25 protein-coding genes, 1 tRNA gene, 1 pseudogene and 1 riboswitch are annotated in these 26,553 nt (G+C 54.4%); of the genes and pseudogenes, 7 read left to right on the top strand and 20 right to left on the bottom strand.

The window, feature by feature from the left end; all coding sequences use genetic code 11:
• Positions 1-83: 83 nt before the first annotated feature.
• Positions 84-3,221, bottom strand: coding sequence for an EAL domain-containing protein (locus tag EA58_RS07410; protein WP_036750918.1), 3,138 nt, complete (start codon positions 3,219-3,221; stop codon positions 84-86).
• A gap of 115 nt (positions 3,222-3,336) precedes the next feature.
• On the opposite strand from EA58_RS07410, the gene asnC reads away from it, so the two are divergent.
• On the top strand, positions 3,337-3,798 hold the full coding sequence (gene asnC, locus EA58_RS07405; RefSeq protein WP_036750916.1) for a transcriptional regulator AsnC: 462 nt from the start codon (positions 3,337-3,339) through the stop codon (positions 3,796-3,798).
• A gap of 81 nt (positions 3,799-3,879) precedes the next feature.
• On the opposite strand, the gene hemB is transcribed toward asnC, so the two are convergent.
• The 9 genes from hemB to rmuC all read right to left on the bottom strand — a co-directional run bounded on the left by hemB (position 3,880) and on the right by rmuC (position 12,032).
• Entirely contained in the window at positions 3,880-4,926 is a 1,047-nt protein-coding gene (hemB, locus tag EA58_RS07400; protein WP_036750915.1) for a porphobilinogen synthase, read from the bottom strand.
• Between the two features lie 91 nt (positions 4,927-5,017).
• Positions 5,018-5,806 carry a TatD family hydrolase gene (locus EA58_RS07395; RefSeq protein ID WP_036751069.1) on the bottom strand — a complete coding sequence of 263 codons (789 nt, stop codon included), beginning with the start codon at positions 5,804-5,806 and terminating at the stop codon, positions 5,018-5,020.
• 141 nt (positions 5,807-5,947) lie between these two features.
• The gene (gene tatC, locus EA58_RS07390; protein WP_036750912.1) at positions 5,948-6,694 is read right to left on the bottom strand and encodes a Sec-independent protein translocase subunit TatC; all 747 of its coding nucleotides are present in this window, start codon (positions 6,692-6,694) and stop codon (positions 5,948-5,950) included.
• A 6-nt stretch (positions 6,695-6,700) separates the two neighbouring features.
• Entirely contained in the window at positions 6,701-7,129 is a 429-nt protein-coding gene (tatB, locus tag EA58_RS07385; RefSeq protein ID WP_036750910.1) for a Sec-independent protein translocase protein TatB, read from the bottom strand.
• Between the two features lie 3 nt (positions 7,130-7,132).
• Complete coding sequence (tatA, locus tag EA58_RS07380; protein WP_036750909.1) at positions 7,133-7,378, bottom strand: Sec-independent protein translocase subunit TatA; 246 nt, start codon at positions 7,376-7,378, stop codon at positions 7,133-7,135.
• Positions 7,379-7,432: 54 nt separating this feature from the next.
• Complete coding sequence (gene ubiB, locus EA58_RS07375; protein WP_036750906.1) at positions 7,433-9,070, bottom strand: ubiquinone biosynthesis regulatory protein kinase UbiB; 1,638 nt, start codon at positions 9,068-9,070, stop codon at positions 7,433-7,435.
• A 5-nt stretch (positions 9,071-9,075) separates the two neighbouring features.
• A complete protein-coding gene (locus tag EA58_RS07370; RefSeq protein ID WP_036750903.1) occupies positions 9,076-9,702 on the bottom strand; it encodes a ubiquinone biosynthesis accessory factor UbiJ in 627 nt (208 codons plus the stop codon).
• Between the two features lie 7 nt (positions 9,703-9,709).
• Entirely contained in the window at positions 9,710-10,462 is a 753-nt protein-coding gene (gene ubiE, locus EA58_RS07365) for a bifunctional demethylmenaquinone methyltransferase/2-methoxy-6-polyprenyl-1,4-benzoquinol methylase UbiE (protein WP_036750900.1), read from the bottom strand.
• A 46-nt stretch (positions 10,463-10,508) separates the two neighbouring features.
• Positions 10,509-12,032: a DNA recombination protein RmuC gene (gene rmuC / locus EA58_RS07360; RefSeq protein ID WP_412177938.1), complete on the bottom strand. Its 1,524-nt coding sequence runs from the start codon at positions 12,030-12,032 to the stop codon at positions 10,509-10,511.
• Positions 12,033-12,237: 205 nt separating this feature from the next.
• Here rmuC and EA58_RS07355 point away from each other — a divergent pair, with 205 nt between their 5' ends.
• Positions 12,238-13,146 carry a DMT family transporter gene (locus EA58_RS07355; RefSeq protein ID WP_036750896.1) on the top strand — a complete coding sequence of 303 codons (909 nt, stop codon included), beginning with the start codon at positions 12,238-12,240 and terminating at the stop codon, positions 13,144-13,146.
• Between the two features lie 191 nt (positions 13,147-13,337).
• Here the strand turns inward: EA58_RS07355 and EA58_RS07350 are convergent, their stop codons facing one another.
• Positions 13,338-14,540: a multidrug effflux MFS transporter gene (locus tag EA58_RS07350; protein ID WP_036750894.1), complete on the bottom strand. Its 1,203-nt coding sequence runs from the start codon at positions 14,538-14,540 to the stop codon at positions 13,338-13,340.
• 121 nt (positions 14,541-14,661) lie between these two features.
• Between EA58_RS07350 and EA58_RS07345 the strand changes: the two genes are divergently transcribed.
• From EA58_RS07345 to EA58_RS07335, 3 genes are all read left to right on the top strand, one after another.
• Complete coding sequence (locus EA58_RS07345; protein ID WP_036751066.1) at positions 14,662-15,621, top strand: LysR substrate-binding domain-containing protein; 960 nt, start codon at positions 14,662-14,664, stop codon at positions 15,619-15,621.
• A gap of 123 nt (positions 15,622-15,744) precedes the next feature.
• A complete protein-coding gene (locus tag EA58_RS07340) occupies positions 15,745-17,532 on the top strand; it encodes an aminopeptidase P family protein (RefSeq protein WP_036750891.1) in 1,788 nt (595 codons plus the stop codon).
• Between the two features lie 192 nt (positions 17,533-17,724).
• Complete coding sequence (locus tag EA58_RS07335) at positions 17,725-18,657, top strand: hypothetical protein (RefSeq protein WP_036750890.1); 933 nt, start codon at positions 17,725-17,727, stop codon at positions 18,655-18,657.
• Positions 18,658-18,730: 73 nt separating this feature from the next.
• On the opposite strand, the gene thiH is transcribed toward EA58_RS07335, so the two are convergent.
• The 7 genes from thiH to EA58_RS07300 form a co-directional block, all read right to left on the bottom strand.
• A complete protein-coding gene (gene thiH / locus EA58_RS07330) occupies positions 18,731-19,843 on the bottom strand; it encodes a 2-iminoacetate synthase ThiH (protein ID WP_036750889.1) in 1,113 nt (370 codons plus the stop codon).
• Positions 19,844-19,852: 9 nt separating this feature from the next.
• Positions 19,853-20,623 carry a thiazole synthase gene (locus tag EA58_RS07325; protein WP_036750887.1) on the bottom strand — a complete coding sequence of 257 codons (771 nt, stop codon included), beginning with the start codon at positions 20,621-20,623 and terminating at the stop codon, positions 19,853-19,855.
• Between the two features lies 1 nt (position 20,624).
• Positions 20,625-20,834, bottom strand: coding sequence for a sulfur carrier protein ThiS (thiS, locus tag EA58_RS07320; RefSeq protein ID WP_200872167.1), 210 nt, complete (start codon positions 20,832-20,834; stop codon positions 20,625-20,627).
• Entirely contained in the window at positions 20,831-21,589 is a 759-nt protein-coding gene (locus tag EA58_RS07315) for a HesA/MoeB/ThiF family protein (protein ID WP_036750883.1), read from the bottom strand. Before EA58_RS07315 ends, thiS begins: the two co-directional genes overlap by 4 nt.
• 3 nt (positions 21,590-21,592) lie before the next feature.
• A complete protein-coding gene (thiE, locus tag EA58_RS07310) occupies positions 21,593-22,231 on the bottom strand; it encodes a thiamine phosphate synthase (protein WP_036750881.1) in 639 nt (212 codons plus the stop codon).
• Complete coding sequence (gene thiC, locus EA58_RS07305; RefSeq protein WP_036750879.1) at positions 22,228-24,156, bottom strand: phosphomethylpyrimidine synthase ThiC; 1,929 nt, start codon at positions 24,154-24,156, stop codon at positions 22,228-22,230. The genes thiE and thiC overlap by 4 nt, the downstream gene beginning before the upstream one ends.
• A 129-nt stretch (positions 24,157-24,285) precedes the next feature.
• A riboswitch (TPP riboswitch) is annotated at positions 24,286-24,383 on the bottom strand.
• An 80-nt stretch (positions 24,384-24,463) separates the two neighbouring features.
• Positions 24,464-24,889, bottom strand: a complete 426-nt coding sequence (locus tag EA58_RS07300; protein ID WP_036750877.1) for a universal stress protein — start codon at positions 24,887-24,889, stop codon at positions 24,464-24,466.
• A 137-nt stretch (positions 24,890-25,026) separates the two neighbouring features.
• Here EA58_RS07300 and crcB point away from each other — a divergent pair, with 137 nt between their 5' ends.
• Complete coding sequence (crcB, locus tag EA58_RS07295) at positions 25,027-25,410, top strand: fluoride efflux transporter CrcB (RefSeq protein WP_036750874.1); 384 nt, start codon at positions 25,027-25,029, stop codon at positions 25,408-25,410.
• 136 nt (positions 25,411-25,546) lie between these two features.
• Here the strand turns inward: crcB and EA58_RS07290 are convergent.
• Positions 25,547-25,623 (bottom strand) — tRNA-Trp (locus tag EA58_RS07290).
• Positions 25,624-26,051: 428 nt separating this feature from the next.
• On the opposite strand from EA58_RS07290, the pseudogene EA58_RS22185 reads away from it, so the two are divergent.
• Positions 26,052-26,237: pseudogene (locus EA58_RS22185) on the top strand (transposase); the annotation flags it as partial.
• Between the two features lie 27 nt (positions 26,238-26,264).
• Here EA58_RS22185 and EA58_RS21970 read toward each other — a convergent pair.
• Positions 26,265-26,553, bottom strand: a 289-nt coding sequence (locus EA58_RS21970; RefSeq protein ID WP_235199576.1) for a hypothetical protein, incomplete at its 5' end; no start/stop codon positions are given.

Here is a 26,553-nt window from a genome sequence, read left to right as displayed (position 1 = left end):
CGGAGGCGGATTATAGCAACCGGGGCAGCCAAATGGTCCAATTTTTCATGGACAGACCATTAGTGCGGATGTCTCCGGCAAACTTACAGCACAGCTTCGGTTGCCTGATTCAGACGCTGAACCAATTGCGACAGCGGCATTGGTTTGCCAAAGAGATAGCCCTGACCGTAGTCCACGCCGAGCTGCTCCAGGCGGGCCAGAATTGCTTCGTTTTCAACGAATTCAGCCACGGTCTGTTTGCCCATCTTCTTCGCCAGATCATTGATGGCGGTCACCATGGCGAGATCCACCTCGTCATCAGCGATATCGCGCACAAACATGCCGTCGATTTTAATCAGATCGACCGGCAGGCGTTTGAGATAACCGAAGGAAGACAGTCCGGCACCGAAATCATCCAGAGAAATCAGACAACCCAGTGATTTCAGCTGCGTAAACAGTTCGATGGCTTCACTCATGTTGCCGATGGCTGCGGTTTCGGTAATTTCCAGACACAACTTGCTGGGCGGCACGCTTGAGTGGCCAATCCGTGCAAGCAGAAAATCGACAAAATCCGGATTCCCCATCGACTGTCCCGACAGGTTGATGGAACACAACTGAAGCGGTGCCACGGCTTCCGGATGCGCCTCCAGCCAGTCGAGAGCAGCACCGACGACATAGCGGTCGATCAGATGGGCCAGATTGTAACGTTCAGCCGCCGGCATAAAGAGACCCGGTGGGATCATGGCCCCGTCACTGCTGCGCATCCGCAGCAGAATTTCATAATGATGACCCGGCATTGGATGAGCCAGCGGCGCGATTGTCTGCGCGTAAAGCTCAAACCGCCGCTCATCCAGCGCATGGCGAATATGATTCACATAGGCCATTTCCCGCTCCCGCCGTTGCAGTTCTTCATCGTCCGGGCGATACAGGTGAAGGCGATTGCGACCCTCATCCTTCGCGGCATAGCAGGCGGTATCGGCCTGAGCATGCACCTGCTGGGGCGAACCCGCGGTGTTATCAATCAGGCGGATGCCAATTGAAGCACTGAGGCTGAAACGGGTGTTCTGCCAGTAAAATTCGCTCTCTTCCAGCAACTGCAGGATTTCAGCCCCCAGCCGCAATGCCCCTTCAACCTCACAATGGCTGAGGATAATGGCAAATTCATCCCCACCCAGCCGGGCCAGGGATGCTTTATGGGGCATGATCCCGCGCAGTAACCAGGCGACCTGCTTCAGCGCCTCATCCCCGGCTTCATGGCCTGCCGTATCGTTAATCACCTTAAACTGATCCAAATCGATATACAGCATGGCATGCCGGGCACTTTTCTCACGGGCTTCTACCAGAGAAGATTCAAGCAGCCGTTCAAAGTAACTGCGATTGAACAGGCTGGTCAGATAATCATGGTTAGCCTGATATTCCAGCTTGGCCTCCAGCTCGCGGGTACTGGTAATGTCCTCACCCACCAACAGCAACTGATGCTGAGACAGCGACGATCGGATCGTCTCTCGGATCCACACCGCCTTGCCGCTGGCACAGGTATAACGCAACTGTCGACGCCAGACACTCTGCTCTTCCTTACCCGGGTGCGTGGAAATAAAGTGCTGCGGGATTTCAGCATCATCCAGATAAAAATCAGTGACCTTATGGCCCAGCATTTCACGCTTACTGTAGCCCAGCAACTCAGTCGCAAACTGATTCACCGACTGAATCCGGCCATGCTGATTAATAGCCAAGAGAATCACTGGTTGCTGCTCGTACAGCAGCCGGTAGCTGATTTCCCGTTCACGCAGTTTTTCTTCCATATGATGTCTGGCGGTGACATCCCGAGCCTCCAGCAGAAGCTGTCCTTCTTCTTTCTCGGTTTGCGGCAACGGCTTCATCGAAATATCCAGAATGCGAACCCCGTCTTCGCTGCTGTTGATTCCGGTTTCAAAGCGCACCAGCTGGCTGTGGCTGGCTGACAAAAAGGACTGCTTTAATTGCTCTGTGCTGGCGCGATCCCAGCACCCCCACTCCCAGAAGGGGCAATCATACTTAATCACCGAACGGCCCAGCAGATCCTGCAACGCCAGATTGGCCGACTTCAGCTGACCACGCTGGGTCAGGATGGCGATAAACTGGAAACTCTGATCAAACACGCCTTCAAACAGAGTCCGGCTCTGGTTCAGCTTCCGTTCACTGCGGCGTAAGCGGCGAATAATCACGATCAGTAATAAAATCACCGACAGCAGCACCGCCAGTACTGCGGTGATCAGCCGGACCTGTCCAGCATACCGATCAAACCAACTGAGCGGCCGATTGACCAGTATGACCTCGTCCTGATCGACCTGCACATTCCAGCGCTTCAGGGCCGGGTAGTTCAGCATCGTCTGACGCGGACTGCTCAGAAACGCCGGAAAATCTGCAACAGTCCCATTCAGCACCTGTCTGAGCAACTGGCCCAGCATCAGTCCCTGATCGTAACCCCGACTGACCACCCCGCCCAGTGCATCGCTGTCGAGCAGGAAACGGTAAGACACATACACAGGGGCGTTTGCCCGTTGGGTCAGGGTATTCATGATTTCGCGGCTGGGCATAAACATACCCTGACCATCCACATAGTAGCTGAGGAAGATAATGGCTGAGTCCGGCGGTAGCTGGCTGACGGTATCAAACAGTTCCCCGAAGGTATGCGGGCTGAGGTAGGTATAGGGGACATTCGGATGCTGACTCAGATATTCCTGAGCATCTTGCCAGAGTTCACGGCCGGTGGCCGTGTTATCGGTAATAAAGTAAAAATGCGCGACATCAGGCTGAATGGTTTGTGCCAGACGGATATTGTCCGACACATCGTTGGCCTCAAGGATACCGGCCACACGGGACAGACTGGCATGTTTCTCGGGTTTATATTTGTTAATTCCGGAGAGCAGCACCGGGGTCTCACCCAAATCTGCCGCCAGCCGATTCGCCAGCCACAACGCATGGTCATCCGTCACCACAACCGCATCGAACTTCTCACTGCTCAGTTTCGCCTGATACAAATCCACCAGCTGATCCAGATACCAGGGCGACTGATAGCGCATGCTGTCCATGTAATCCACCTGGAGCTGGATATCTGTTGAACGCAGTGCAGCGCTCAGACCAGCCTGCTGTGCATCAGTCCAGCGCATCCCCTGATGATACGAGTGGAGCACCAGCACATTCGCCTGGGCCATCACCAGCCTGGGCAGGCACAATATCAGCAACAAGAGAACTAAGCGCATGAAGAGAAAGTGATATCCTTTGGTAATGTCGCAATGGTTCTTCAATCCTAAACCGTGCGTCACCGTGCAAGCCAGTATATGATGCAGTAGTTGCGAACTACCACGGAAAGATGCCATGACACCGCTACCCCGTCTGGATGATTTAGATCGGGATATTCTGAATGCCCTGATGCATGATGCCCGGATCCCCTATGCCGAAATGGCCAAACGCTTTCATGTCAGCCCGGCCACCGTCCATGTCCGTGTTGAAAAAATGCGCGCTGCAAACATCATTACTGGAACTGAAGTGATTATCAACCCTAAGCTTCTGGGATATGACGTCTGTTGTTTTATTGGCATCAATCTGAACGCAGCCCGGGATTATCACTCCGCGCTGGCCAAGCTCAATGAGCTGGATGAGGTGGTCGAAGCCTACTACACCACCGGGGCCTACAATATCTTCGTTAAGCTGATGTGCCGCTCGATTGAAGAACTGCAATATGTCCTGATCGACAAGCTGCAGGCTATTGATGAAGTCCAGTCGACAGAGACCCTGATTTCGCTGCAAAACCCGATCAACCGTAACGTCAAACCCTGAGCCAGAGCTATCACCGCACCAACACGCCCCAAATAAAAAAGCGAGCCCGCAGGCTCGCTATTCATGGGACAGATCCGACAATTAACGGTTTTCGTTCAGAGTCGCCTGACGTTCAGCCGCTTCCTCTGCCAGCCACTCGGCCACAGACTTCGCGAAATAGGTCAGAATGCCATCTGCGCCGGCACGTTTGAAGCACAGCAGAGATTCCAGAACGGTCTCTTTTTCTTTCAGCCAGCCATTCTGAATCGCAGCCATATGCATGGCATACTCACCAGAGACCTGATAAGCGAAGGTTGGCACTTGCAGCTCGGTTTTCACCCGGCGAACCACATCCAGATACGGCATACCCGGCTTCACCATCACCATGTCCGCCCCTTCCTGCACGTCCATCGCCACTTCATGCAGCGCTTCGTCGCTGTTGGCCGGATCCATCTGATAGGTCTTCTTGTCACCGCCTTTCAGATTGGTTGCTGAACCGACCGCATCCCGGAACGGGCCGTAATAATTGGACGCATACTTGGCCGAATACGCCATGATCTGAGTATGAATATAACCTGCTTCTTCCAGCGCCTCGCGGATCGCACCGATGCGGCCGTCCATCATATCGGACGGTGCCACAATGTCGGCACCAGCTTCAGCGTGAGACAGAGCCTGTTTGACCAGCACTTCGGTGGTTTCATCATTCAGAACATAGCCATCTTCATCGATGATGCCGTCCTGACCATGAGTCGTGAACGGATCCAGCGCCACGTCGGTGATCACGCCCATTTGCGGCACGTGTTCTTTCAGCAGACGCACCGCACGCTGCACCAGGCCTTCCGGGTTATAGGCTTCCGCCGCACAGACGCTCTTGAAGTCCTGTGACACAACAGGGAACAGGGCAATCGCCGGAACACCCAGCTTCGCCAGATATTCGGCTTCCAGCAGCATCAGATCGATGGACAGACGCTCTACCCCCGGCATGGACTCCACCGGCTCGCGGCGGTTTTTCCCCAGCAGGATAAACATGGGATAGATCAGGTCGTTGACTGACACCTGGTTTTCAGCCGTCAGACGGCGGGTAAAGTCTTGCTTGCGCACACGACGCATACGACGGGCCGGAAATGCCCCCTGAATAGATACAGACACTGCTCACTCCTTGTTGGTTGTGCGGCGATATTCTGCTGAAAGGCACCGCAATCAGTCACAGTTGCGGCTCATCTTACCACCGAACAGCGTATTACGCTGGATCGATCTGAAAAAATGCCCGGGTTGTGGAAAAAACCGCCGAGCTGAATTCTGCCGCTGACTGGTTGCGGCAAGCCGCCACCGTCGCTGCGATATGCGGCAGATAAGCCGGTTCGTTGCGGCTCGATTTCGGCTTTGGCCGTAGGTCGCGCGGTAGCAGATACGGGCAGTCCGTCTCCACCATCAGGCGATGGTCCGGAATATGACGAACAATCTCCCGCAACTCTGTGCCCCGGCGTTCGTCACAAATCCAGCCAGTCACCCCGATATGCAGGTCCAGCGCCAGGCAGTCTTTCAGCTCCTGCTCTGTCCCGGTAAAACAATGCAGCACCGCTGCCGGGAGCTTATCGCGCCAGGGTTTAAGAATCGCCAGAAAGCGTTCATGAGCATCACGGCAATGCATAAAGACCGGCTTTTGCAGCTCAGCCGCCAGCGCCAGCTGGGCTTCGAACACTGCCTCCTGCTGCGGCCTTGGTGAAAAGTCACGATTAAAATCCAGCCCGCATTCGCCAATCGCCACCACCGCCGAATCTGCAGCCAGCGTCCGGATAGCCGGTAGCAACAAGTCGGTTACCGACTTGGCATCGTGCGGGTGCACGCCCGCAGTGCTGTAGCAATAGCCGGGCCAGCGATGCGCCATCGACAGGGCCTCGCGGCTTTCATCTTCGCTGGTCCCGGTCAGGATCAAGGCTGTCACGCCTGCTTCACGCGAGCGGGCGATCACCGCATCCCGGTCCTTGTCAAAACGGCTGTTGGTCAGGTTGACGCCAATATCTATCATCACTGTGCTGTCCGCTGGAAATTTGGCGTCATTGTACACGCCACATTCAGACAACAAAAACTACGCCATGAAAAACGATACAAACAAAAACAGCCGCACAAAGGCGGCTGTCGGTCACGAGGTTCAGACTCAGGCTTAGACTCAGTCTTCTGCGGATTCATCACCATCCGCACGCACATAAAAGCGCGAGAAGAACAGTCCGACTTCGAACAACAGGCACATGGGCACGGCCAGTAAGGTCTGAGAAATAATATCGGGGGGGGTCAGCAGCATGCCGACGACGAAAGCCGCCACAATAATATAAGGTCGCTTCTGGCGCAGACTCTGCGGGTCAGTCGCCCCGGTCCAGCACAGCAGAATAATCGCCACCGGGATCTCAAAGGCGATGCCGAATGCCAGAAACAGCGCCAGCACAAAATCGAGATAACTGGCGATGTCAGTCGCCACCTGAACCCCTGTCGGTGCGATGCTGGTGAAAAACCCAAACACCAGCGGGAACACCACAAAATAAGCAAAGGCAACACCACAGTAGAACAGCAGCGAACTGGAAAACAGCAGCGGCATCACCAGACGGCGTTCATGTTTATACAGCCCGGGAGCCACAAAGGCCCAGACCTGATACAAAATGATAGGCACCGCCAAAAACACCGAGGTCACCAGTGTCAGCTTGATCGGGGTAAAAAAAGGAGATGCCACATCGGTGGCAATCATACTGGTGCCTTCCGGCAGCCGCTCCACCAACGGGGCGGCCAGCAGACTGTAAATGTCATTGGCAAACCACACCAGGCAGAGAAAGACCACCAGAACACTCAAGATAGAACGGAGCAGCCGGTTTCGTAATTCCAGCAGATGGCTGAACAAGGGCTGGGTCTCTTCCACACTCAACATGAAGCGTTATTTATCCTGTTGTTGCGAGGTTGATGAAGGCTTGGCAGACAGTTCATCCGGACGCGTCTCAGCCGCCTGGTGCGCTTCTTCAGCGGCCGGTTGCTCCGGCATGATTGAAGGCTCGGGCTTGACCGGCTCAGACTTGGCATACGGGCGCTGCACCGAGGCAGCCGCCTCTTTCAGCTCCTCAACCGACTTTTGCAGGTCTGGGGCCAGATCCTGCATGCCTGCTTGCTCAGCCTTTTTCAGATCCTGATGCAATTCATGAATCTTCAGTTCCTGAGACAGCTCAGTTTTGACCGCAGTGGCCATATTTCTGGCAGCATTGACCCAGCGCGAGACCGAGCGAATCGCAACCGGCAGCCGTTCCGGCCCCAGTACCACCAGGCCGACCACAGCAATCAGGATCAGCTCCCAGAACCCGATATCAAACACGTGTTAAACCTGCTCTTTATCTTTCTGGCTTTTCTGCGGTTCTGCAGCGTCTTTCTTATCCGCCAGCGACTTCTGCTCAAAGTCGGCATCCGCCTTGTTTTTGCTGTCATCCTCGTCGCTCATGGCTTTCTTAAAGCCTTTGATCGCAGAGCCCAAGTCACCGCCGATTGAACGTAGCTTCTTGGTTCCGAATAACAGCACAATGATCAGGGCAACGATTAGCAGTTGCCAGATACTGATTCCACCCATGTTTACCTTTCCTCAATTCATCGTTAAAGCCATGTCACCTGTGTGACACAGCAGTTATTTGGTGTAAGCCCGCCAGCCCATCAGCCAGAAGATCCCCCCAGCAGTTGCTGAGATGGCCGGATAAATATCCACCTGGTTACCAAAAAGTATGGCAGAACATATGATCAGGGTCGCACCCACGCCAAAACAAAACCGGGCCTGGCCCTGCTGACGGCGGCTGGACATGAAATTGTCATACAGCATATCAATCCGCTGATTCATTACTTTGCCCTGGCGCAAACTGTCGTAAAGCAATTCAGGCAACTCAGGTAATTTTTCCGCCCAGAACGGTGCCTTCTCCCGCACCGCACCAATAATGGCCTGCGGCCCGACCTGACGCGACATCCAGTCTTCCAGAAACGGTTTGGCGGTATCCCACAGATCCAGCTGCGGATACAACTGACGGCCCAACCCTTCGACATAGAGCAGGGTTTTCTGCAGCAGTACCAACTGCGGCTGAACTTCCATATTGAAGCGACGTGCGGTATTGAACAGGTTCAGCAGCACATGGCCAAACGAAATATCTGCCAGAGGTTTCTCAAAGATCGGCTCACACACCGTGCGAATCGCAAATTCAAACTCATCAACATTGGTATCGTGCGGCACCCAGCCCGAGTCGACATGCAGCTCCGCCACCTTGCGGTAATCGCGGTGAAAGAACGCCAGCAGATTTTCCGCCAGATAGCGTTTATCTTCCCGGTTCAGCGTTCCGACGATGCCAAAATCGAGCGCAATCCACTGCGGATCAGCCGGATTCTTGTACGAGACAAAAATATTGCCCGGATGCATGTCCGCATGAAAAAAGCTATCACGGAAAACCTGGGTGAAGAACACGTTCACCGCTTTTTCCGACAGCAGCTTCATATCGGTGCCGTTGGCTTTCAGCGCCTCAATATCCGAGACCTGAATACCATAAATCCGTTCCATGACAAGAAGATGACTGCTGGCGTAATCCGTAAAGACTTCAGGCACATAGAGTGAATCACTGCCATCGAAGTTCCGGCGTAGCTGAATCGCATTGGCCGCTTCACGCATCAGATCCAGCTCATCAAGCAAGGTCTTTTCATACTCCCGGATCACTTCAACCGGACGCAGACGGCGGGCTTCCGGCACAAAACGTGCCACCAGCCGGGCCATGCGGTACATCAGGCGAATATCAGCCTGAATCACCGGTAAAATGTCTGGCCGGATTACTTTGAGGACCACCTCACGGCCATTTTCTTTCAGGGTTGCGGTATGCACCTGTGCAATCGAAGCCGAGGCCAGGGGTGTCTGGTCAAAATCGGCAAACCAGCGGTCCAGCGGACCGTCCAGCGCTTTTTCGATCTGCTGGCGGGCCAGTGCACCGTCAAACGGGGCAACCCTGTCCTGCAGCATTGCCAGCTGATCAGCAATATGGGGTGGAAACAGATCGCGCCGGGTCGACATCATCTGGCCGAACTTGATCCAAACCGGACCTAAAGACTGTAAGGCCAAACGCAGGCGTTCACCCAGCGGCTTGTCCGGATGCTGATTGCGGATCCAGAACAGGCTTTTACGCATCAGTTTCGGCAGCCGGGTTCGCGGATCGTCCGGCAGCAAATCATCCAGCCCGTAACGCAGCTGGACGGCAGTAATTTGGTATAGACGCTTAATTTCGGAAAAACGACTCATGATTCTCAGGCTGAAGGGATAGGTTGTGCCAGCCGATCGGCCAACTGGTTCATTCGGGCTTCCAGCCGGGCAAGCTGGGACGCAACATCATCCACCTGGTCGGCAAAATGGGCAATTTCCAGCGCCGGTGGTGCTAAACGCCACTCTTCGGTGATCACTTCCGCCAGATCGCGCTGGCGATCCCCGGCATGATGGCGCAGTCCGTTCAGCTTCTGTTTTACGCCGCTCACCACCGTATGGGCCACTACATCGCCGGTATAACGAGACAAACGTTCGGCTACATCCGGTTTCAGACCGCTCAGCAAGGCTGAGAATTGCTGGGCGAGCTGGATATCTCCTTCAAGCGCCAGCTTGTCCGCTTTGATCAGCTGAGTCAGGTTGGCCTGTTCGCGCAACTCCGGCAGCGCCGTCAGGCTCAGTGCCAGCTGACAATCGACCTCACCTTCATAGACGGCCAGCACATCAATCTGCTGACTGAACACAAAATACAGACATTTACCGACTTCGTTTATCTGGACGCTGATCACCTTGCCACGCAGACGGGCCAGACGTCGCTGACTGGCCTCTTCGTCTTTGAGCAAAGTATTCAGAGCCGTTTCCACCACACCGGTGAAGAGCGCATCAACTGGCATCCAAACCTCAGAACTTATAGCCGCGGTGCAGCGCAACAATGCCACCGGTCAGGTTGTGATAAGTGGTCTGCTCAAAACCGGCATCTTGCATCATGCCTTCCAACGTGGGCTGATCCGGGTGCATCCGGATAGATTCAGCCAGATAGCGGTAACTTTCTGCATCGCCAACCACCATCTCACCCACGCGCGGCAGGATGTGGAACGAATAGGCATCATAGATTTTCGACAACGGTTCGATCACCGGTTTGGAAAACTCCAGCACCAGCAGACGACCACCCGGCTTCAGCACCCGGAACATGGAACGCAGCGCTTTATTTTTGTCGGTGACGTTGCGCAGACAAAAACTGATGGTGATACAGTCGAAATAGTTGTCCGGGAACGGCAGTTCTTCGGCATTGGCCTGAACGTAAGCCACATTGCCGACAATCCCGCGGTCACGCAGCTTACTGCGACCGACTTTCAGCATCGAGTTGTTGATATCAGCCAGCACCACCTGACCTTCTTCCCCCACCATGCGGGAGAATTTGGCCGTCAGGTCACCTGTCCCCCCACCCAAATCCAGCACTTTGTGTCCACGGCGCACACCGCTGCAGTCCACGGTAAAGCGCTTCCACAGACGATGAATCCCCATCGACATCAGGTCGTTCATCAGATCGTATTTATCGGCTACAGAGTGAAACACTTCCGCGACCAGCTGCGCTTTCTCTTCTCTGGCGACCTTACGGTAACCAAAATCAGTGGTTTGTGTGGGTTCAGTCATGCTCGTTCCATCAATTTTGATTTATGCCTGTAGTTTACTTGATGCATCATGGTGTGTCATTCACCGTCTCGGTGAGGACGTGAACAGCCTCACTGTCGCGCAGGGCCTGTTCGGTCAGGGCGGCAGGCAAATCCCGCTTCACCTCAACACCCAGCTGCCTGAAACTCTCAGCCTGCCGGATAATATTACCCCGTCCGGTCGCCAGCTTGTTCATCGCACCCTGATAGCTCTGGCTGGCCTTGTCCAGCGCATTGCCGATGTTATCCATGTCTGCCACGAACAACCGCAATTTATCATAGAGCTTGCTGGCACGATCCGCGATTTGCTTGGCATTCTGATTCTGCCTTTCATTGCGCCACAGGTTATTGATGGTGCGCAATGCCACCAGCAAGGTCGTTGGGCTGACCAGCATGATATTGCTGTCCATCGCATCCCGGATCAGCGACGGATCGGCTTCTACGGCCGTCTGGAACGCAGGCTCAACCGGAATAAACATCAGCACGTAATCCAGACTACGCACGCCTTCTAACTGGTGGTAATCCTTACGGCTCAGACCGCGGATATGACCACGCAATGAGGTCAGGTGATCGCTGAGCGCCTGCTCGCGCTCGGCCTGTGTCTCGGCATGAAAATAACGCTCATAGGCGACCAGTGACATTTTGGCATCGATCACCACATCTTTGTCCTGCGGCAGGTGCACCACCACGTCGGGCTGATAGCGCTTGCCGCTGTGATCTGCCAGATTCACCTGCGTCTGATACTCATGGCCCTCGCGCAACCCGGATTCGTTCAGCACCCGAGCCAGTACCACCTCGCCCCAGTTGCCCTGCGCCTTGTTGTCTCCTTTCAGGGCCTGAGTCAGATTCACCGCCTCACGGGCCATCTGCTCATTGAGCTGCTTCAGACTGTTGATCTCGTGAACCAGCGTATGTCGCTCGCGGGCCTCATGGCTGAAGCTGTCATGAATCTGTTTGCGAAAGCCCTCCAACTGCTCCTTCAGCGGGCTGAGCAAGCCATCCAGGCTGAGCTTATTCTGCTCGTCCACACTGCGACTTTTCTGCTCGAACAAGCGGTTGGCGAGACTTTCAAACTGCTGCTGCAGTCGGGTTTCAGCATTTTCCAGCAGGGTGATTTTCTCCCGGGCCGATTTCTGTTCTTCCCGGTAACGGGTCTGCAACTCACGCAGGTCCGCCGCCAGCACGGATTCAGCCTGACGTGAGGCTTCCAGCCGTTCAGTCAGTTTCAGGTTCTCCTGACGCAGCGTTTCCAGATAACGCAGTTTCTCCACCGCAGCCGCCAGCCGGGCATGCATCTGGCGCAGTTCGTTGCTGAGCCGATCACGCTCGACATCCAGCGTATCCAGTTCCTGTTGCTGTTCCGCCAGCTCATGGCGCAGCTGCTGTTCCTGCTGACGGGCCAGCCGGGTTTCGGACTCTAATTGCCGTTGCCAGATCTCTGCCTGCTGACGCAGGCGGCCCTGAAACCACAGCGCGGTCGCACTGCCTGCCACCACGGCACCGGTGATTGCTGCGGCCAGCCACTGGCCGTTCTCACTGAGCCATTCCCCCATCATTGCACTGTTTCCTGCATGTTTTTGTATTCATAGGGTAAGGCTAAAAAGATACTGGATAAATGTCCAGATATTGTCATCACTCCCCTCAGCTCTGGTGGAATCCTGTGCTGGCTGACTAAGCGCAAATGGCATAAACTGACGGTTTTTACGGCAGGCTGTCATCCGTCCTGTCTATCCCCGTCCAGCAGCAGGAAGCCGCAGTATGCAGGAAAAGAAAGCGATCGGGTTCGGCCTCGCCGCCGTACTCTTATGGTCTACCGTCGCGACCGCCTTCAAAATCACCCTCAACTATTTTTCACCCATTCAGATGGTGGCTGCAGCCAGCATCGTTTCTGCCATCGCCCTGCTGGTGATTGCTGGCTATCAGGGCAAGTTCAACCTGCTGCTGCCGACCCTGCGTACCCGACCGCTCTATTATCTGATGCTCGGGCTGATCAATCCCTGCCTTTACTATCTGGTGCTGTTTCAATCTTATGCGCTGCTGCCCGCCTCTCAGGCGCAGCCGCTCAACTATAGCTGGGCCATCACGCTGACCCTGATGGCAGCGCTGTTTCTGGGCCAGAAAATCCGCCCCCAGGACTGGGTGGCCTGTTTGTTTGGCTATCTCGGTGTGGTGGTGATTGCCACCAAGGGCGATCTGATGGCGTTGCAGTTCGACAGCCCGCTCGGCGTGACTCTGGCATTACTCTCGACCCTGTTGTGGGCTATGTTCTGGATTCTGAATACCAAAAATCAGGCCGATCCCGTGGTCAGTGTTCTGCTGGGTTTCTTACTGTCGCTGCCATTCTCTATTGGCCTGAGTCTGTATACCGGCGGCTGGCAGCCCATTCCTTGGCAGGGCTGGATGGCTGTCAGTTATGTCGGACTGTTCGAAATGGGGATCACCTTTGTGCTTTGGCTCAATGCAATGAAGCTGACCCGAAACACTGCCAAACTCAGTAACCTGATCTTTCTGTCGCCTTTTATCTCGCTGATGCTGCTGGCGACCATCATCGGGGAGACGATTCATCCGGCAACCCTGATCGGTCTGGTCATGATTATTCTTGGCCTGTTGATTCAGCAATGGCGCGGCAAAGCCAAATCCGAAAACACCAGCACTTCCTGTTCATAGCTCAGTGGCAACATCAGAAGCAAAAAAAAGCCTGTCACGTTTGTGACAGGCCAAGCGAGAGTTGAGCGGGTTGTCGAGACCCAGCGCCTTTTTCGGGCGTCTAGTTATTTGCCAAATTGAGTACTATTTTCTGAGTTCTAGGTTTCTGAATATCAAGTTTCTAAATCTCAGGTTTCTGAATCCTCGATTTCTTAATCCTGGGTCGGGGCCGGATGCCACTGGCGCCCACGGCGGGACAGCAGGATCAGCAGCCCCGGCAGCAGCAGCAACATCTGGAAGGTCATCAGCAGCGGCGGTGTCAAATCCAGCCGTTGGGTCAGACTGACCATCAACCCGGCACCACTCATCTGAAACAGACCCAGCATCGCAGCCGCGGTTCCCGCCCGGTCGCCAAATGGCGCCAGCGCTTTCCCCGCCGCAGAGCCCAACACAAACGCAAACCCGAATGAACTCATAAAGATCGGCAGCATGAATGCCCAGGCGGTCGCGATATCTTTCAGAATCAGCATCATACCGCCAGACAGCGTCAGCATGGCCAGACCAGACATCAGAGTACGGCGTGAACCCATTTGATCCATGCACTTCGGCGCGACCATGCAGGCAATAATATTGAGGACGGCATTGACGCCGAACCAGAACGTAAACTGCCCCATATCCAGTCCCAGATGAACCATCAGCCACATCGGTGCAGAGGTCACATAAGCCAGGATCACGGCCATCGCTAACATTGACATAGACGCATGGAAGACAAACACCGGCTCACGCAACACCGAAACATACCGTGACGGGCTGAACATGGCACCACTGACAAAAGTATCTGCCGGACGGGTTTCCCGGAAAAATGCGGTCAGCAGGCCACCAGCCACCAGCGCAAAACCGGTCATGAAGCTGAAGTTAGCACGCCAGCCAAATTCGTGGGTCAGCCAGGAACCCAGCAGCGGAGCCAGTGCCGGAATAAAGCAGATAGCACCATTGAGATAACTGATCATCCGGCCGCTGCGCTCAGGGCCAAAACTGTCACGCACTGCGGCAAAGGCAGCCACCGAGGTCGCACAGGCACCGAATCCCTGCAGGAAACGCGCAAGCAGCATGATATCCAGCGTCTGAGCCACATACGCCAGCGTCGAACTCAGCGCATAAAGCGCAACGCCAGCCAGTGCAATCGGGCGGCGGCCAAAGCGGTCAGCCAGCGGCCCGGCGAACACCTGTCCCAGCCCCAGACTGAACATAAACCAAGTCACGGTATCCTGGACCAGTGTCGGGTCGACAGCAAAACTGTCAGCCATCGCCGGTAAAGCAGGCAGATAAATATCAATGGCCAGCGGGCTGAACAGCACCAGCAGGACCATCAGTGCCACAATGCGGCGGTTCGACAAAGATGTTTCAGGCTTCATTCACTCGGTTTCCTATCAAAAGACGGTGCCAGTCTACGGGGTTCGTGATATGAATTAAAATGGTTTATATTCACGGTGAAATTTCCACTCAGGAATATCTTCGTAACATGACGGACGTATGATGACAGTTGATAAACTAACCCGGCTGGACCTCAATCTGCTGGTCTGCCTGCATGTGTTACTTCAGGAGTGCAGCGTCACCCGCGCCGCACAGCGGTTATGTCTGAGCCAATCGGCGGTCAGTAAAAGTCTGGCCCGGCTGCGCGAGCAGTTCGACGATACCCTGTTTGTCCGCAGTGCCCACGGTCTGCTGCCAACCCCACGCGCCAAGGCACTGCAACCCGTACTGGAGAAGCTGTTGCAGGACATTGAAAGCCTGACCGAGCCGGCGGAGTTCGTGCCTCAAAACAGTGACCGCCACTTCAAAATGTGTTTGGTGGAAAGTGCCTATCCGCTGCTGATGCCACGCTTTCTGGGAGATATTTTCAGCCAGGGACCGAACATCCTACTGGATACCCACGCTTGGGAACCGGACACCTTCGACAAGATGCTACGCGGTGAGATTGACTTCGGGATCACCGGAAAAGATCTCAATCCGCTGGATGCCCAGCTTACCCTGATGCCGCCGAAAGGCGTGCTGTTCCAGGAACTGCACCGCGATACCCAGCGCTGCATCGTCCGGCCCGGTCATCCGGTGGTGGCACTGTATGAAAACGGTCAGTGGGATCAGAACCACTACCTGCGCCAACGCCACATTCAGGTGCGTTGCGGCCGGGATGATCGCTGGCTGCTGGATTACAAACTGGCAGAACAGGGCCTGCAACGCGATATCGCGATGTTTGTGCCAGACTTTAATAGCGCCGCCAGTTTATGTACCCACACCGATCTGCTTTTCACCGCGCCCAGCCATTTCGCCACCTATGTCGCGGCTCAGCTCAACCTGGTGGTGCTGCCCCTACCGACAGCACTTCCTGCTATGGCGTACACTCTTTTCTGGCCACAACACCAGGAAAATGACCCGGGACACAGGTGGTTAAGGCAAATCATCATCAACGGATGCCGTGAATTGTCTACCGGTTAATTGCAGGTAATTCACAAAAACGCTACCTTTAGCGGATCGGCCTGCTGCCGTCGTCAGGGTGACTGAGGGGCAGGTTTGGCTCATCCATCTGAGGATGACATCAACAGAAAGGAATATTGACAGATGCAATCAGTGATTTCACAACGCGTGGCACAGATCCGCCAGTGGCTGGAAGCAGAACAGCTTGACGCTCTGGTGATCCCACATGAAGACGAATACTTGGGTGAATACATCCCTGAACATAACGAGCGCCTGCTGTGGGCAACCGGCTTCACCGGCTCGGCTGGTGCGGCAGTAATCGGCCGTGACAAAGCCGCGATGTTTGTGGATGGCCGCTATGTTGTTCAGGTTCGCAAACAAGTGCCGGGCGAAGTGTTTGAATACCGTCATCTGATCGAAGAGCCGCCAATGCAGTGGGTGGCCGACCACTTCGCTGCCGGCAACAAAATTGCTGTCGACCCGCGCCTGCACAGCGGTGCCTGGCTGAAACGTACCCAGCAGTCGCTGGACAGCGGCCTGGCGCTGGTTCTGCTGGACACCAATCCGATCGATACCCTGTGGCAGGACCGCCCGGCACCAACACTGTCTGATGCCAGACTGATGGGTCTGGATTTTGTCGGCCAGCACAGCCGTGACAAACGTGCGAACATCGCAGCCAGTCTGCAAAAACAAAAAGCCGATGCCGTGCTGCTCACCCAGCTCGACAGCATCGCCTGGCTGCTGAACGTTCGCGGCAGTGATGTACACTGTCTGCCGGTACTGCTGTCAGCCGCCATTCTGCACAATGACGGCAGTGTCGATTTCTTTATTGACCAGGCCCGTCTGCCTGCTGAATTTGAAGCGCACGTGGGTGAAGGGGTTCGCGTTCAGGCACCGGAAACGCTGAAAAATAGCCTGAAAGCCCTGAACGGCAAGCGCGTGCTGCTTGACCCGACCACCAGCAACGCATGGGCCGGACAGACCCTGCGTGATGCGGGAGCTGTCATCATTGAAGGTGCTGACCCATGTATGCTGCCAAAAGCGGCCAAAAACCCGACCGAAGTGGCCGGGATGAAAGCCAGTCATATCCGTGATGGTGTCGCTGTATCCAAGTTCCTGGCCTGGGTCGATCGTCAGGTTGCTGCGGGCAAACTACTGGACGAAGCCACGCTGGCCGATCAGTTATGGCAATTCCGGATTGAAGATCCAAGCTGTACCGATGTCAGCTTCGATACCATTTCCGCAGCCGGTGGCAACGCCGCCATGTGCCACTACAATCACAACAACCAGCCGGAACCAGGCGTCCTGCAAATGGACAACGTCTATCTGGTGGATTCAGGCGGCCAGTACCCGGACGGCACCACAGATATCACCCGCACCATCGCCATCGGCAATCCGGGCGATGAGGTGAAACAAACCTTCACCCTGGTGTTGAAAGGCCACATTGCTCTGGCCAGCGCCCGATTCCCGCGTGGCACAACAGGCTCGCAGCTGGATGCGCTGGCACGCCAGCACCTGTGGGCACACGGCTTTGATTTCGACCACGGTACCGGTCATGGGGTTGGTCACTTCCTGAATGTGCATGAAGGCCCGCAACGAATTTCTAAAGTCCCGAACCCAACCGCACTCCTGCCGGGTATGGTACTGTCGAATGAGCCCGGTTATTACCGTGCCGACGCCTTCGGCATCCGGATCGAAAACCTGGAGCTGGTTGTGGAAGTGCCAACCGAAGGGGACATGACTGTGCTTGGTTTCGAGTCGCTGACCCGTGCACCGATCGACCGCCGTCTGGTGGATCTCAGTCTGATGACCGACAGCGAACTGGCGTGGCTGAACACTTACCATCAAACCGTGTTCGACGTCATCAGCCCGTCCCTGCAGGGCGAGGATCTGGCGTGGCTGACACAGGCCACCGCGCCGCTCAACCGCTAACATCGCGGCTTATCTCTCATCCTCAAAGTCCAGCCCGTGTGCTGGACTTTTTTCTTTCTGTCGGTCGAATCACTGGGGAATGCATCTCCGTGACCCAGCACAAAACTGCCTCTATTGATTGTTTTCACATCTTGTAGATACCGCTAGCATGCCTGATGAAACAATAATCAATCATATTCATAAGGTTATCTCATGAGAAAACAATTCTTACTCGCTCTGCCTTTTCTCTCTTTTGCTGTCTTTGCGAACACCAATCCACACTTAGATACCTATAAAAAGTCAGTGAGCCAGACCATTTATAAAGGCCAGCGGGTCAACATTCCGGTCAAATTCAACCTGCCTGCCGACCGCCACCATCTGGTCACCCTGGGTTTTGATAATAACGAACCCCGGGCCATGGACTGTAAAATAGAAATCTACAACGGTGCGAACCAGCGGCTGCATAACCTGGACTGTCGTCCAGGCTGGGGAGAACATCAATTCGCCACCCCAATTGCCTACTGGCAAGACAACTACCGTGCCGTGATCTCTTTGTACAATGCGGATTTTACCCAGCCCAGCCAACGTTTTGAGGGGAACTTCCGGTTTAACTACGGTGAGAGCACAAGTATCGACAACGACCATCTGCCAACCTGGTGGAAGAAAACCTATGAGGTAGTCGGGCTGGATGCCAATACCGATTTCGATGGTGACAACTTCACCCTGCTGCAGGAATATTTCGGGAACAGTAAGCCGAACGACGCCACCAGCTATCCGGACCATGATCCGGTCATCGATTTCGACGAACATCTCTCTGCCGGCACCTCACTCTATGCCAGCTTTGGAACCCCAGTGAAAAAATGGGTAGAAATTACCCCGTACAACAACAAGAAAGTGAAATCACTGGAGCTGGTCGTCGATACAACGGCTAACGCCCGCAACCAGTCTGTGGTTGCTTTCATCTACAACGAAAACAACGAACGGGTTTATCCGAGCTACCTGAAATATCCTTCCGGCACACTTTCTGTCTTCTTTGATGAACCGGTCGAAGTTCAGAAGCTCAAAATTGAGCTGACTGCCAGACATTACTCATCCAACATCAATGCCCGCTACGACGCCAAGATCAACGCCGTCTTTACGGAATAACATCTTCAAGTCATAAAAAAACAGGCTGATGGTTTCCATCAGCCTGTTCATTCATGGTGATACATCCCTTGGCTCAGCCCGAATAAGCCGGGTGCCAGTCTTTCCAGACCACTTCAAAACCGTGCTGCTTCACGGCGCTGGCAACCTCAGCAACAGCCCTTTCATCGCTGATCGCAAACTGCTCCAGCTCCGGCTCGTCATCCGCATAGCCGCCCGGTTGCGTTTTGGAGCCTGCCGACATACTGGTGATCCCCAGTGGCAACACGTTATCACGAAAATGTGGGGATTCCCGGGTCGACATGGACAGCTCCACCTCGCCGTTGAACAGACGATATGCACAGATCAGCTGCACCAGCTGGCGATCGCTCATCACAGATTTCGGTGCTAATCCGCCGGTGCAAGGACGCAGACGCGGAAACGAAATCGAATAACGGCTCTGCCAGTAAGTGCGCTCCAGATAATCCAGATGGCTGGCCACAAAAAAGCAGTCGGTCCGCCATTCTTCCAGACCAATCAGCGCGCCGATGCCGATTTTATCAATCCCGGCCCGTGCCAGACGATCCGGCGTTTCCAGCCGGTACTCAAAGTCCATCTTATTGCCGCGCAGATGGTGCTGCGCATAAGTCGGTGCACTGTAAGTTTCCTGATAGACCATCACCGCATCCAGACCCAGCGTTTTCAGCTCAGCGTATTCCGCCTGATCCAGCGGCTGGACTTCCATCGACAGATAACTGAAATGACGCTTGATCGCCGGAACCGTCTGGCGGAAATAAGCCATCCCGACTTTACGCTCATGTTCCCCGGTAACCAGCAGCACGCTATCGAAATTCAGCGCTTTGATCGCCGCACATTCACGCTCAATCTCATCCAGATTCAGCGTCCGGCGTTTGATCTTGTTCTCCATGGTAAAGCCGCAGTAAGTACAGCTGTTGGCACAGAGATTGGACAGATACAAAGGCACGTAAAACCCGATCGTCCGGCCAAAGCGCTGCCGCGTCAGAGCCGCCGACTGCTGCGCCATTTGCTCCAGATAAGACTCGGCTGCCGGAGAAATCAAGGCTTTGAAGTCTTCCAGATCCCGCTTGCGTTTACTGAGCGCCCGCTCAACATCCGCAGCTGTTTTACTGTAAATCGACAGTCGGACATCATCCCAGTCCAGCTCACGCCAGACATCCGTATAACTCATGATGCCTCCTTAAGCGCTGGCATCCAGAAACGCCGTCAAGGGGCTGGAGGCCACGGCCTGACTGACCGTCCCGGCCAGACCGGCTTCATAGGCCATCCGTCCGCTCTCGACCGCCAGTTTGAATGCCCGACCCATGGCTACCGGATCAGCCGCCGCAGCAATCGCGGTATTGACCAGCACCGCATCTGCACCCCGCTCCATGGCTTCCGCCGCATGAGACGGCGCACCAATGCCGGCATCCACAATCACCGGTACCCGTGCCTGATCGATAATGATGTCGAGGAAATCCCGCGAGGCCAGCCCTTTATTGGAGCCAATCGGTGCCCCCAGCGGCATCACGGCCGCACAGCCCACTGCTTCCAGTCGCTTACAGAGCACGGGATCGGCGTGGCAGTAAGGCAGCACAATAAAGCCCTGCTTCACCAGCGCTTCTGCCGCAGCCAGGGTTTCAATCGGATCCGGCATCAGATATTTCGGGTCCGGATGAATTTCCAGTTTCAGCCAGTTGGTCCCCAACGCTTCCCGGGCCAACTGCGCGGCAAAGATCGCTTCCTTCGCATTTTTGGCACCAGAGGTGTTCGGCAGCAGGTTCACCCCGGCGGCACGTAGCGGTGACAGAATGTCATCCTCCCGGTTTTCAATGTCGACCCGTTTGAGCGCCATAGTCACCAGTTCCGAACCGGAAGCCAGAATGGATTGTGCCATCACGTCCCGGCCGGCGTATTTGCCGGTTCCGGTAAACAGTCGGGATGAAAAAGTTTTATCGGCAATTTTCAACATCTCAGCCTCCTGCAATGGCTTGAAACAAGGCGATCGCGTCGCCATCACTGAGCACGGTTTCTCCCCAGCACTCACGGCTGACGATGGCCTGATTCACCGCCACCGCAGTGGCATCCAGTGGCATCGCCAGTTGCTCCAGCAGCTGTAATAACGAGGTGTCCACCGCCAGCTGCATCGCTTTATCGTTCACCTGAACGTTCATCATGGTCATAAAGATTCCTTACTGCATACAGGGCACTGCGGGTTCACAGGCAGGGCAAACTGCTGCCATTGCAGGGTGAGGCCGTCAAACTGGCGGAACTGACCAGTGCCTGATTCACCACTGGCGGTGATTGCCTTGATGGCCTGCAAAGCCTGGAAGGTCCCCATGATCCCGACGACGGGACCGGCAATTCCGGACTCGCTGCAATTTTGGGGTGCCTGCATCTCACCGTGTGGAAACAGGCAGTGATAGCAAGGCCCCTGCTTCGCCCGGAAATCAAAGCTCATGAGCTGCCCCTGCCAGCGGATCGCCGCCCCGGAGATCAGCTGTTTACCATGTTCAAAACAAGCCTGATTAATGGCATGGCGGCTGGCAAAACTGTCAGTGCAATCGAGCACCACATCTGCGAGGCTGATTTCCATCGCCAGCTGTAACTTGGCCAGATTGGCCGTCACGGCACGGGCACGGATATGCGGATTCAATGCCTTCACCTGCGCGACCGCGACCTGTGCCTTGCTCTCCCCCTGATGGTCATCACGGTAGATAATCTGACGTTGCAGGTTGGAACGCTCCACCCGATCGCCATCGGCAATCACCAGAGTTCCCACACCAGCGCCGGCCAGATACAACGCCGCGGGCGCTCCCAGACCACCGGCTCCGATGATCAGCACCTTGGCCTGTTGCAGGGCCTGCTGACCCTGCTCACCAATTTCCGGCAACTGCACCTGACGGTGATAGCGTAAAAAAGATTCGTCAGTCAGCATGGCTTACCTCACCAGCTTTTCGGCGAAAGCAGCCAGCGCCTGCTCCGTGTCCGGTGCAGCCGTTACTGCCCGTACCACGGCGACACAGGACACGCCGGTCTGCCAAACGTCCACCACATTGCTCAGGTCAATCCCGCCGATGGCTACTGTCGGATAACGACCCGCCACAGTCGCCAGATGTTCCTTTAGCTGCGCGACCCCTTGTGGCGGGGTCGGCATGTCCTTCGTCGGCGTCGGGAAGATATGACCGATTGCCACATAGCTCGGCGCAATCGCCAGACCGCGCTGCAACTCAGCCGCCGTCCGGGTAGAAACACCCAGACGGATACCGGCAAGACGCAAGGCATCCAGATCGGCGGTATCCAGATCGTCCTGCCCCAGATGCACCCCGTAGGCGCCGTGTTTCAGCGACAGATGCCAGTAGTCATTGATAAACACCTGAGCATTGTGCTCGCGGCCCAGCCGGATGGCTTCGATGATTTGTGTTTCCAGTTCTGGATGTGCCGGATCTTTGATTCGTAGCTGAACGGTTTTCACGCCCAGCGGCAGCAGTCGGGCAATCCAGCGAACATCATCGACCACGGGATAGAGCGGCCCGATGCCGCCCGCCATCTCCGGAAATGTCAGTTGTTGCCCACTCATGCCTGATCGGCCTCATGGGTTTTTGCCTGATGATAAAGTTCACTGCCTTTTTCCCGGAATTCGGCCGATTTCTGGCGCATGCCTTCCAGCGGATCATCCAGCATCTGAATCACTTGTGCCTCATCCTGTGCTTTCGCGTAATCCCGAACTTCCTGAGAAATCTTCATCGAACAGAATTTAGGTCCGCACATCGAGCAGAAGTGCGCAACTTTGCCTGATTCCTGCGGCAGAGTTTCATCGTGGAACGCACGGGCCGTGTCCGGGTCCAGACCCAGATTGAACTGATCTTCCCAGCGGAATTCAAATCGGGCTTTCGACAGCGCATTGTCACGAACCTGCGCCCCCGGATGACCTTTGGCCAGATCAGCCGCGTGAGCACAGAGTTTGTAGGTGATCAGGCCGGTCTTCACGTCATCTTTATTCGGCAGACCAAGGTGTTCTTTCGGTGTCACGTAACACAGCATGGCACAGCCGTACCAGCCAATCATCGCTGCACCAATCCCGGAGGTAATATGGTCATAACCCGGTGCAATATCGGTCGTCAGGGGGCCTAAGGTATAGAAGGGGGCTTCATGGCAGTGCTTGAGCTGCTCTTCCATGTTCTCCTTGATCATGTGCATCGGCACATGCCCCGGCCCTTCAATCATCACCTGTACATCATATTCCCAGGCGATTTTGGTCAGCTCACCCAGTGTGCGCAGTTCACTGAACTGAGCTTCGTCATTGGCATCCGCAACTGAGCCCGGACGCAGACCATCGCCCAGCGACAGCGAGATATCGTATTTCGCACAGATTTCACAGATCTCACGGAAGTGCTCATACAGGAAGCTTTCTTTATGGTGTGCCAGACACCATTTCGCCATGATGGAACCGCCACGGGAAACAATACCGGTCACACGCTTGGCGGTCATCGGAACGTAGCGCAACAACACACCAGCGTGAATCGTAAAGTAGTCAACGCCCTGCTCTGCCTGCTCCAGCAAGGTGTCCCGGAATACTTCCCAGTTCAGGTTCTCCGCAATCCCGTTTACCTTCTCCAGCGCCTGATACATCGGTACGGTTCCAATCGGCACCGGACTGTTGCGGATAATCCACTCACGGGTCTCGTGAATGTTCCGGCCGGTTGACAGGTCCATCACAGTATCGCCGCCCCAGCGGGTCGACCACACCAATTTTTCCACTTCTTCTTCAATCGAGGAGCTGACCGCCGAGTTCCCGATGTTGGCATTCACCTTCACCAGAAAATTTCGACCGATAATCATCGGCTCTGATTCCGGGTGGTTAATGTTGGACGGGATAATAGCGCGGCCTTCAGCGACTTCTTTGCGCACAAATTCAGGGGTGATCTCTTTAGGCAGGTTGGCACCGAAGCTTTGTCCCGGATGCTGCTGGTTCAGCACGTCATCACGATAACGAGCGCGACCCATGTTTTCACGGATCGCGATGTATTCCATCTCAGGTGTAATGATGCCCTGACGGGCATAGTGCATCTGAGTGACACATGTGCCAGGCTTGGCCCGGCGAACACGGGCACGAAGCGCAAAACGCAGCTCATCTAAGGTGTCGTCGGCCAGACGCTCTTTGGTATAGGCGGAACTCAGCTCATCTAACAGCTCGGTATCATTCCGTGCTTCAATCCAGTTTTCACGCAGCTTTGGCAGACCACTGTAGATATCAATGGTCTGTTCCGGATCGGTATAAAAACCAGAAGTATCGTAGACTCGTATCGGTTCGTTCGACTCAAAAATCGGGTTATGTTTATCCCCGCCGACTAAAGAGTCAGCCTGAGCAATCTCACGCATACCGACACGGATATCATCCCGGCTGCCGGTGACATAGATCTTGCGTGAATTTGGATAGGCTTGGGTAGTGAGTGAATCAATAAATTGTTTCGCTTCCAGTCTCGCTTGCTTGCGACTCGACATAGCAATTTCCTTTCATCTGATGTTTCTGGGAAGTTGCTTGACGGATGGGCGCGTAAACAAGAGGCGGACACAAGTAGGGCGTGTCGCATCGTCTGATACAGCAGCCGTACACGACAGGTACAGCTAGGCAGAAGATTTTCTCTTGTTCCCTTCGCAGATACTAATCTGATCAGGTTCAACGGATCCCGCAATGCGGTCTCAGCCAGTTGGCACTCCGACAAGTTTCAGCTCACGAGTATAGGAAAGGTGTCTCCTGACAGCAAGCGGTCTTTTCTGAATTTCAGGAATCAGTGAAAACCGTCATGCATCAGCGACAAATCAGCACATCGCACTTTAAATGCAGATCCAGTTCACGGCGGACATCTTCCCGCAGCCAGTGCAGATCCGTTTTGGCATGGCCGACAATCACTAAGTCTGCATGTATTTTTGCTGCCAGTTCAATGAGATGTTTTGCAACATCACCATCATAGAGATGCATCGCGCGCACAGGCTGCGGAGAATGGGTGGCTAATTCAGACAACTGCGCCATTCGCCTGAGTTCCTGATCGTCGTGAGCTTCTTTCAATTGCAATTCAATATCCAGAAAGCTCAGATTACCGACCCCGGGTTCCACATATGCCAGGTGTAAGTCTGCATGGTTATGGCTTGCCACGACCCCGGCTTTCACGACCAGTTGCTGTGCCCGTTGATCATCTGGGTTGAGTGCCAGCAAGACCGTTTTATAAAGCTTCATCACCACCTCAATTCACGAACACTTGCAATACACACCGTATAGCACATTGTTTTGTGAATTACCTTAGTGACTGTCTCAACAGAGACTTCATTTCATGGTATTAGTATCTGGTTTGACTGACAGAGACCTGCGTACAAATGAATCAACTCATCGTTTTAAGTTATGTTGCCTTTGGCGGAGCCTTTGGTGCCTGCACCCGTTATCTGATATCTGAGTTATCCGTTGTCCTGTTTGGACGCGGCTTTCCTTACGGGACCCTCGCCGTCAATGTCATCGGCTCATTTATCATGGGGCTGCTGATGTCTGCTTTGAATCAGGGGATGATAGAAGCCTCACCATGGCGCCCGATTATCGGATTAGGCTTTCTCGGCGCCCTCACAACATTTTCAACTTTCTCCATGGATAACGTCGTCCTGCTTCAACACGGTGAGTACTTCAAAATGACCTTAAACCTGCTTTTGAATGTGTTCCTGAGTATTTCAGCCTGTTTTATTGGCTTCCAGCTCATGATGAGAAGCTAATGTCATCAATGATGAGGCTTTTTATTCTCTGGAAACAGAGATATTCATGACAAGTGATATGCGACTTCGGCAGGAACTGTTTTGTGGCGTCTGAAAACGAAAAAGCTCCCGCATTTCTGCGAGAGCTTGAAAGATTTGGCAGGGGTGGAGAGATTCGAACTCCCAACACGCGGATTTGGAATCCGCTGCTCTGCCAATTGGAGCTACACCCCTGTTGTGTGGTAAGTATTGTATATAGACTGATGATAATTACCAGCCCTGAAAGTAGAAATTTCTCAAATTGATGATCAACCGCTTACTAAAACATCGATCTTTTTAAGGAGGAATTAGAAAGATTGCAAGAGAAGGCTAGATCCAGAAAGCCATTCATCTGAACGCCAGAGCAATTATCCAGATTCCGGCATTTATATATATGACCTGCTCGACCCTATGATGGGATTTTCCTGGATCGCTTCTCACTCCAAGCACCTAAAACAATCCCTGGCACACAAAGCTGAGGACGTAGTTGTATCGCTTCAAGATGAAACGCGATTCGGTCAAGACTGAACAAGGAACAAGGCCAGGTCCATTGATACAGCAGCAATTAAACGATGCCTATTTGTTTATCCAGCAAAAGGCACCGGTAAGCCAATGGTTGTACTATGGGTCAAACAACGAGCATGATCAAACACCTCAAGCAAATCACAAGTGTGACAGAAAAAGGTCGACATGCCGTTGTGAGCATGGATGGTGCGGGATGGCATACTGATGACGTCGCGCATCAATTTGAGAATGTCAGTATCATCAAACTGCCTCCCTATTCTCCTGAGCTTAATCCAATAGAGCAGGTATGGCGTTGGTTGAGACAACGCTGTTTAGCCAATCAAAGTTTCAGAGATTATGGCGATATTGTTGATAAGGTCTGTGCGGCATGGAACCAGTTTTTGCAATGCACTCAGCGAGTCAAACAAATGTGCTCGCGGCAATGGATTGACCTGACCAGTTAATTTTCCAGAATGGTATGACTGGGTTTCTTGAAGAAATGGTGGACGGCTGGGGTCGCACACAACCGGGACTCGTCCGGTCGCAGGGCGGATTTCAAACCCCGGAATGTAAAAAAGCCCCAGTCTTTTGACTGAGGCTCTTAAGAAGTGGCGGAGCGGA

Source organism: Photobacterium galatheae, assembly GCF_000695255.1.
GTDB lineage: Bacteria > Pseudomonadota > Gammaproteobacteria > Enterobacterales > Vibrionaceae > Photobacterium > Photobacterium galatheae.
The sequence above is the reverse complement of the archived record's forward strand: the minus strand, read 5'-3'. Positions and strand labels throughout refer to the sequence as shown.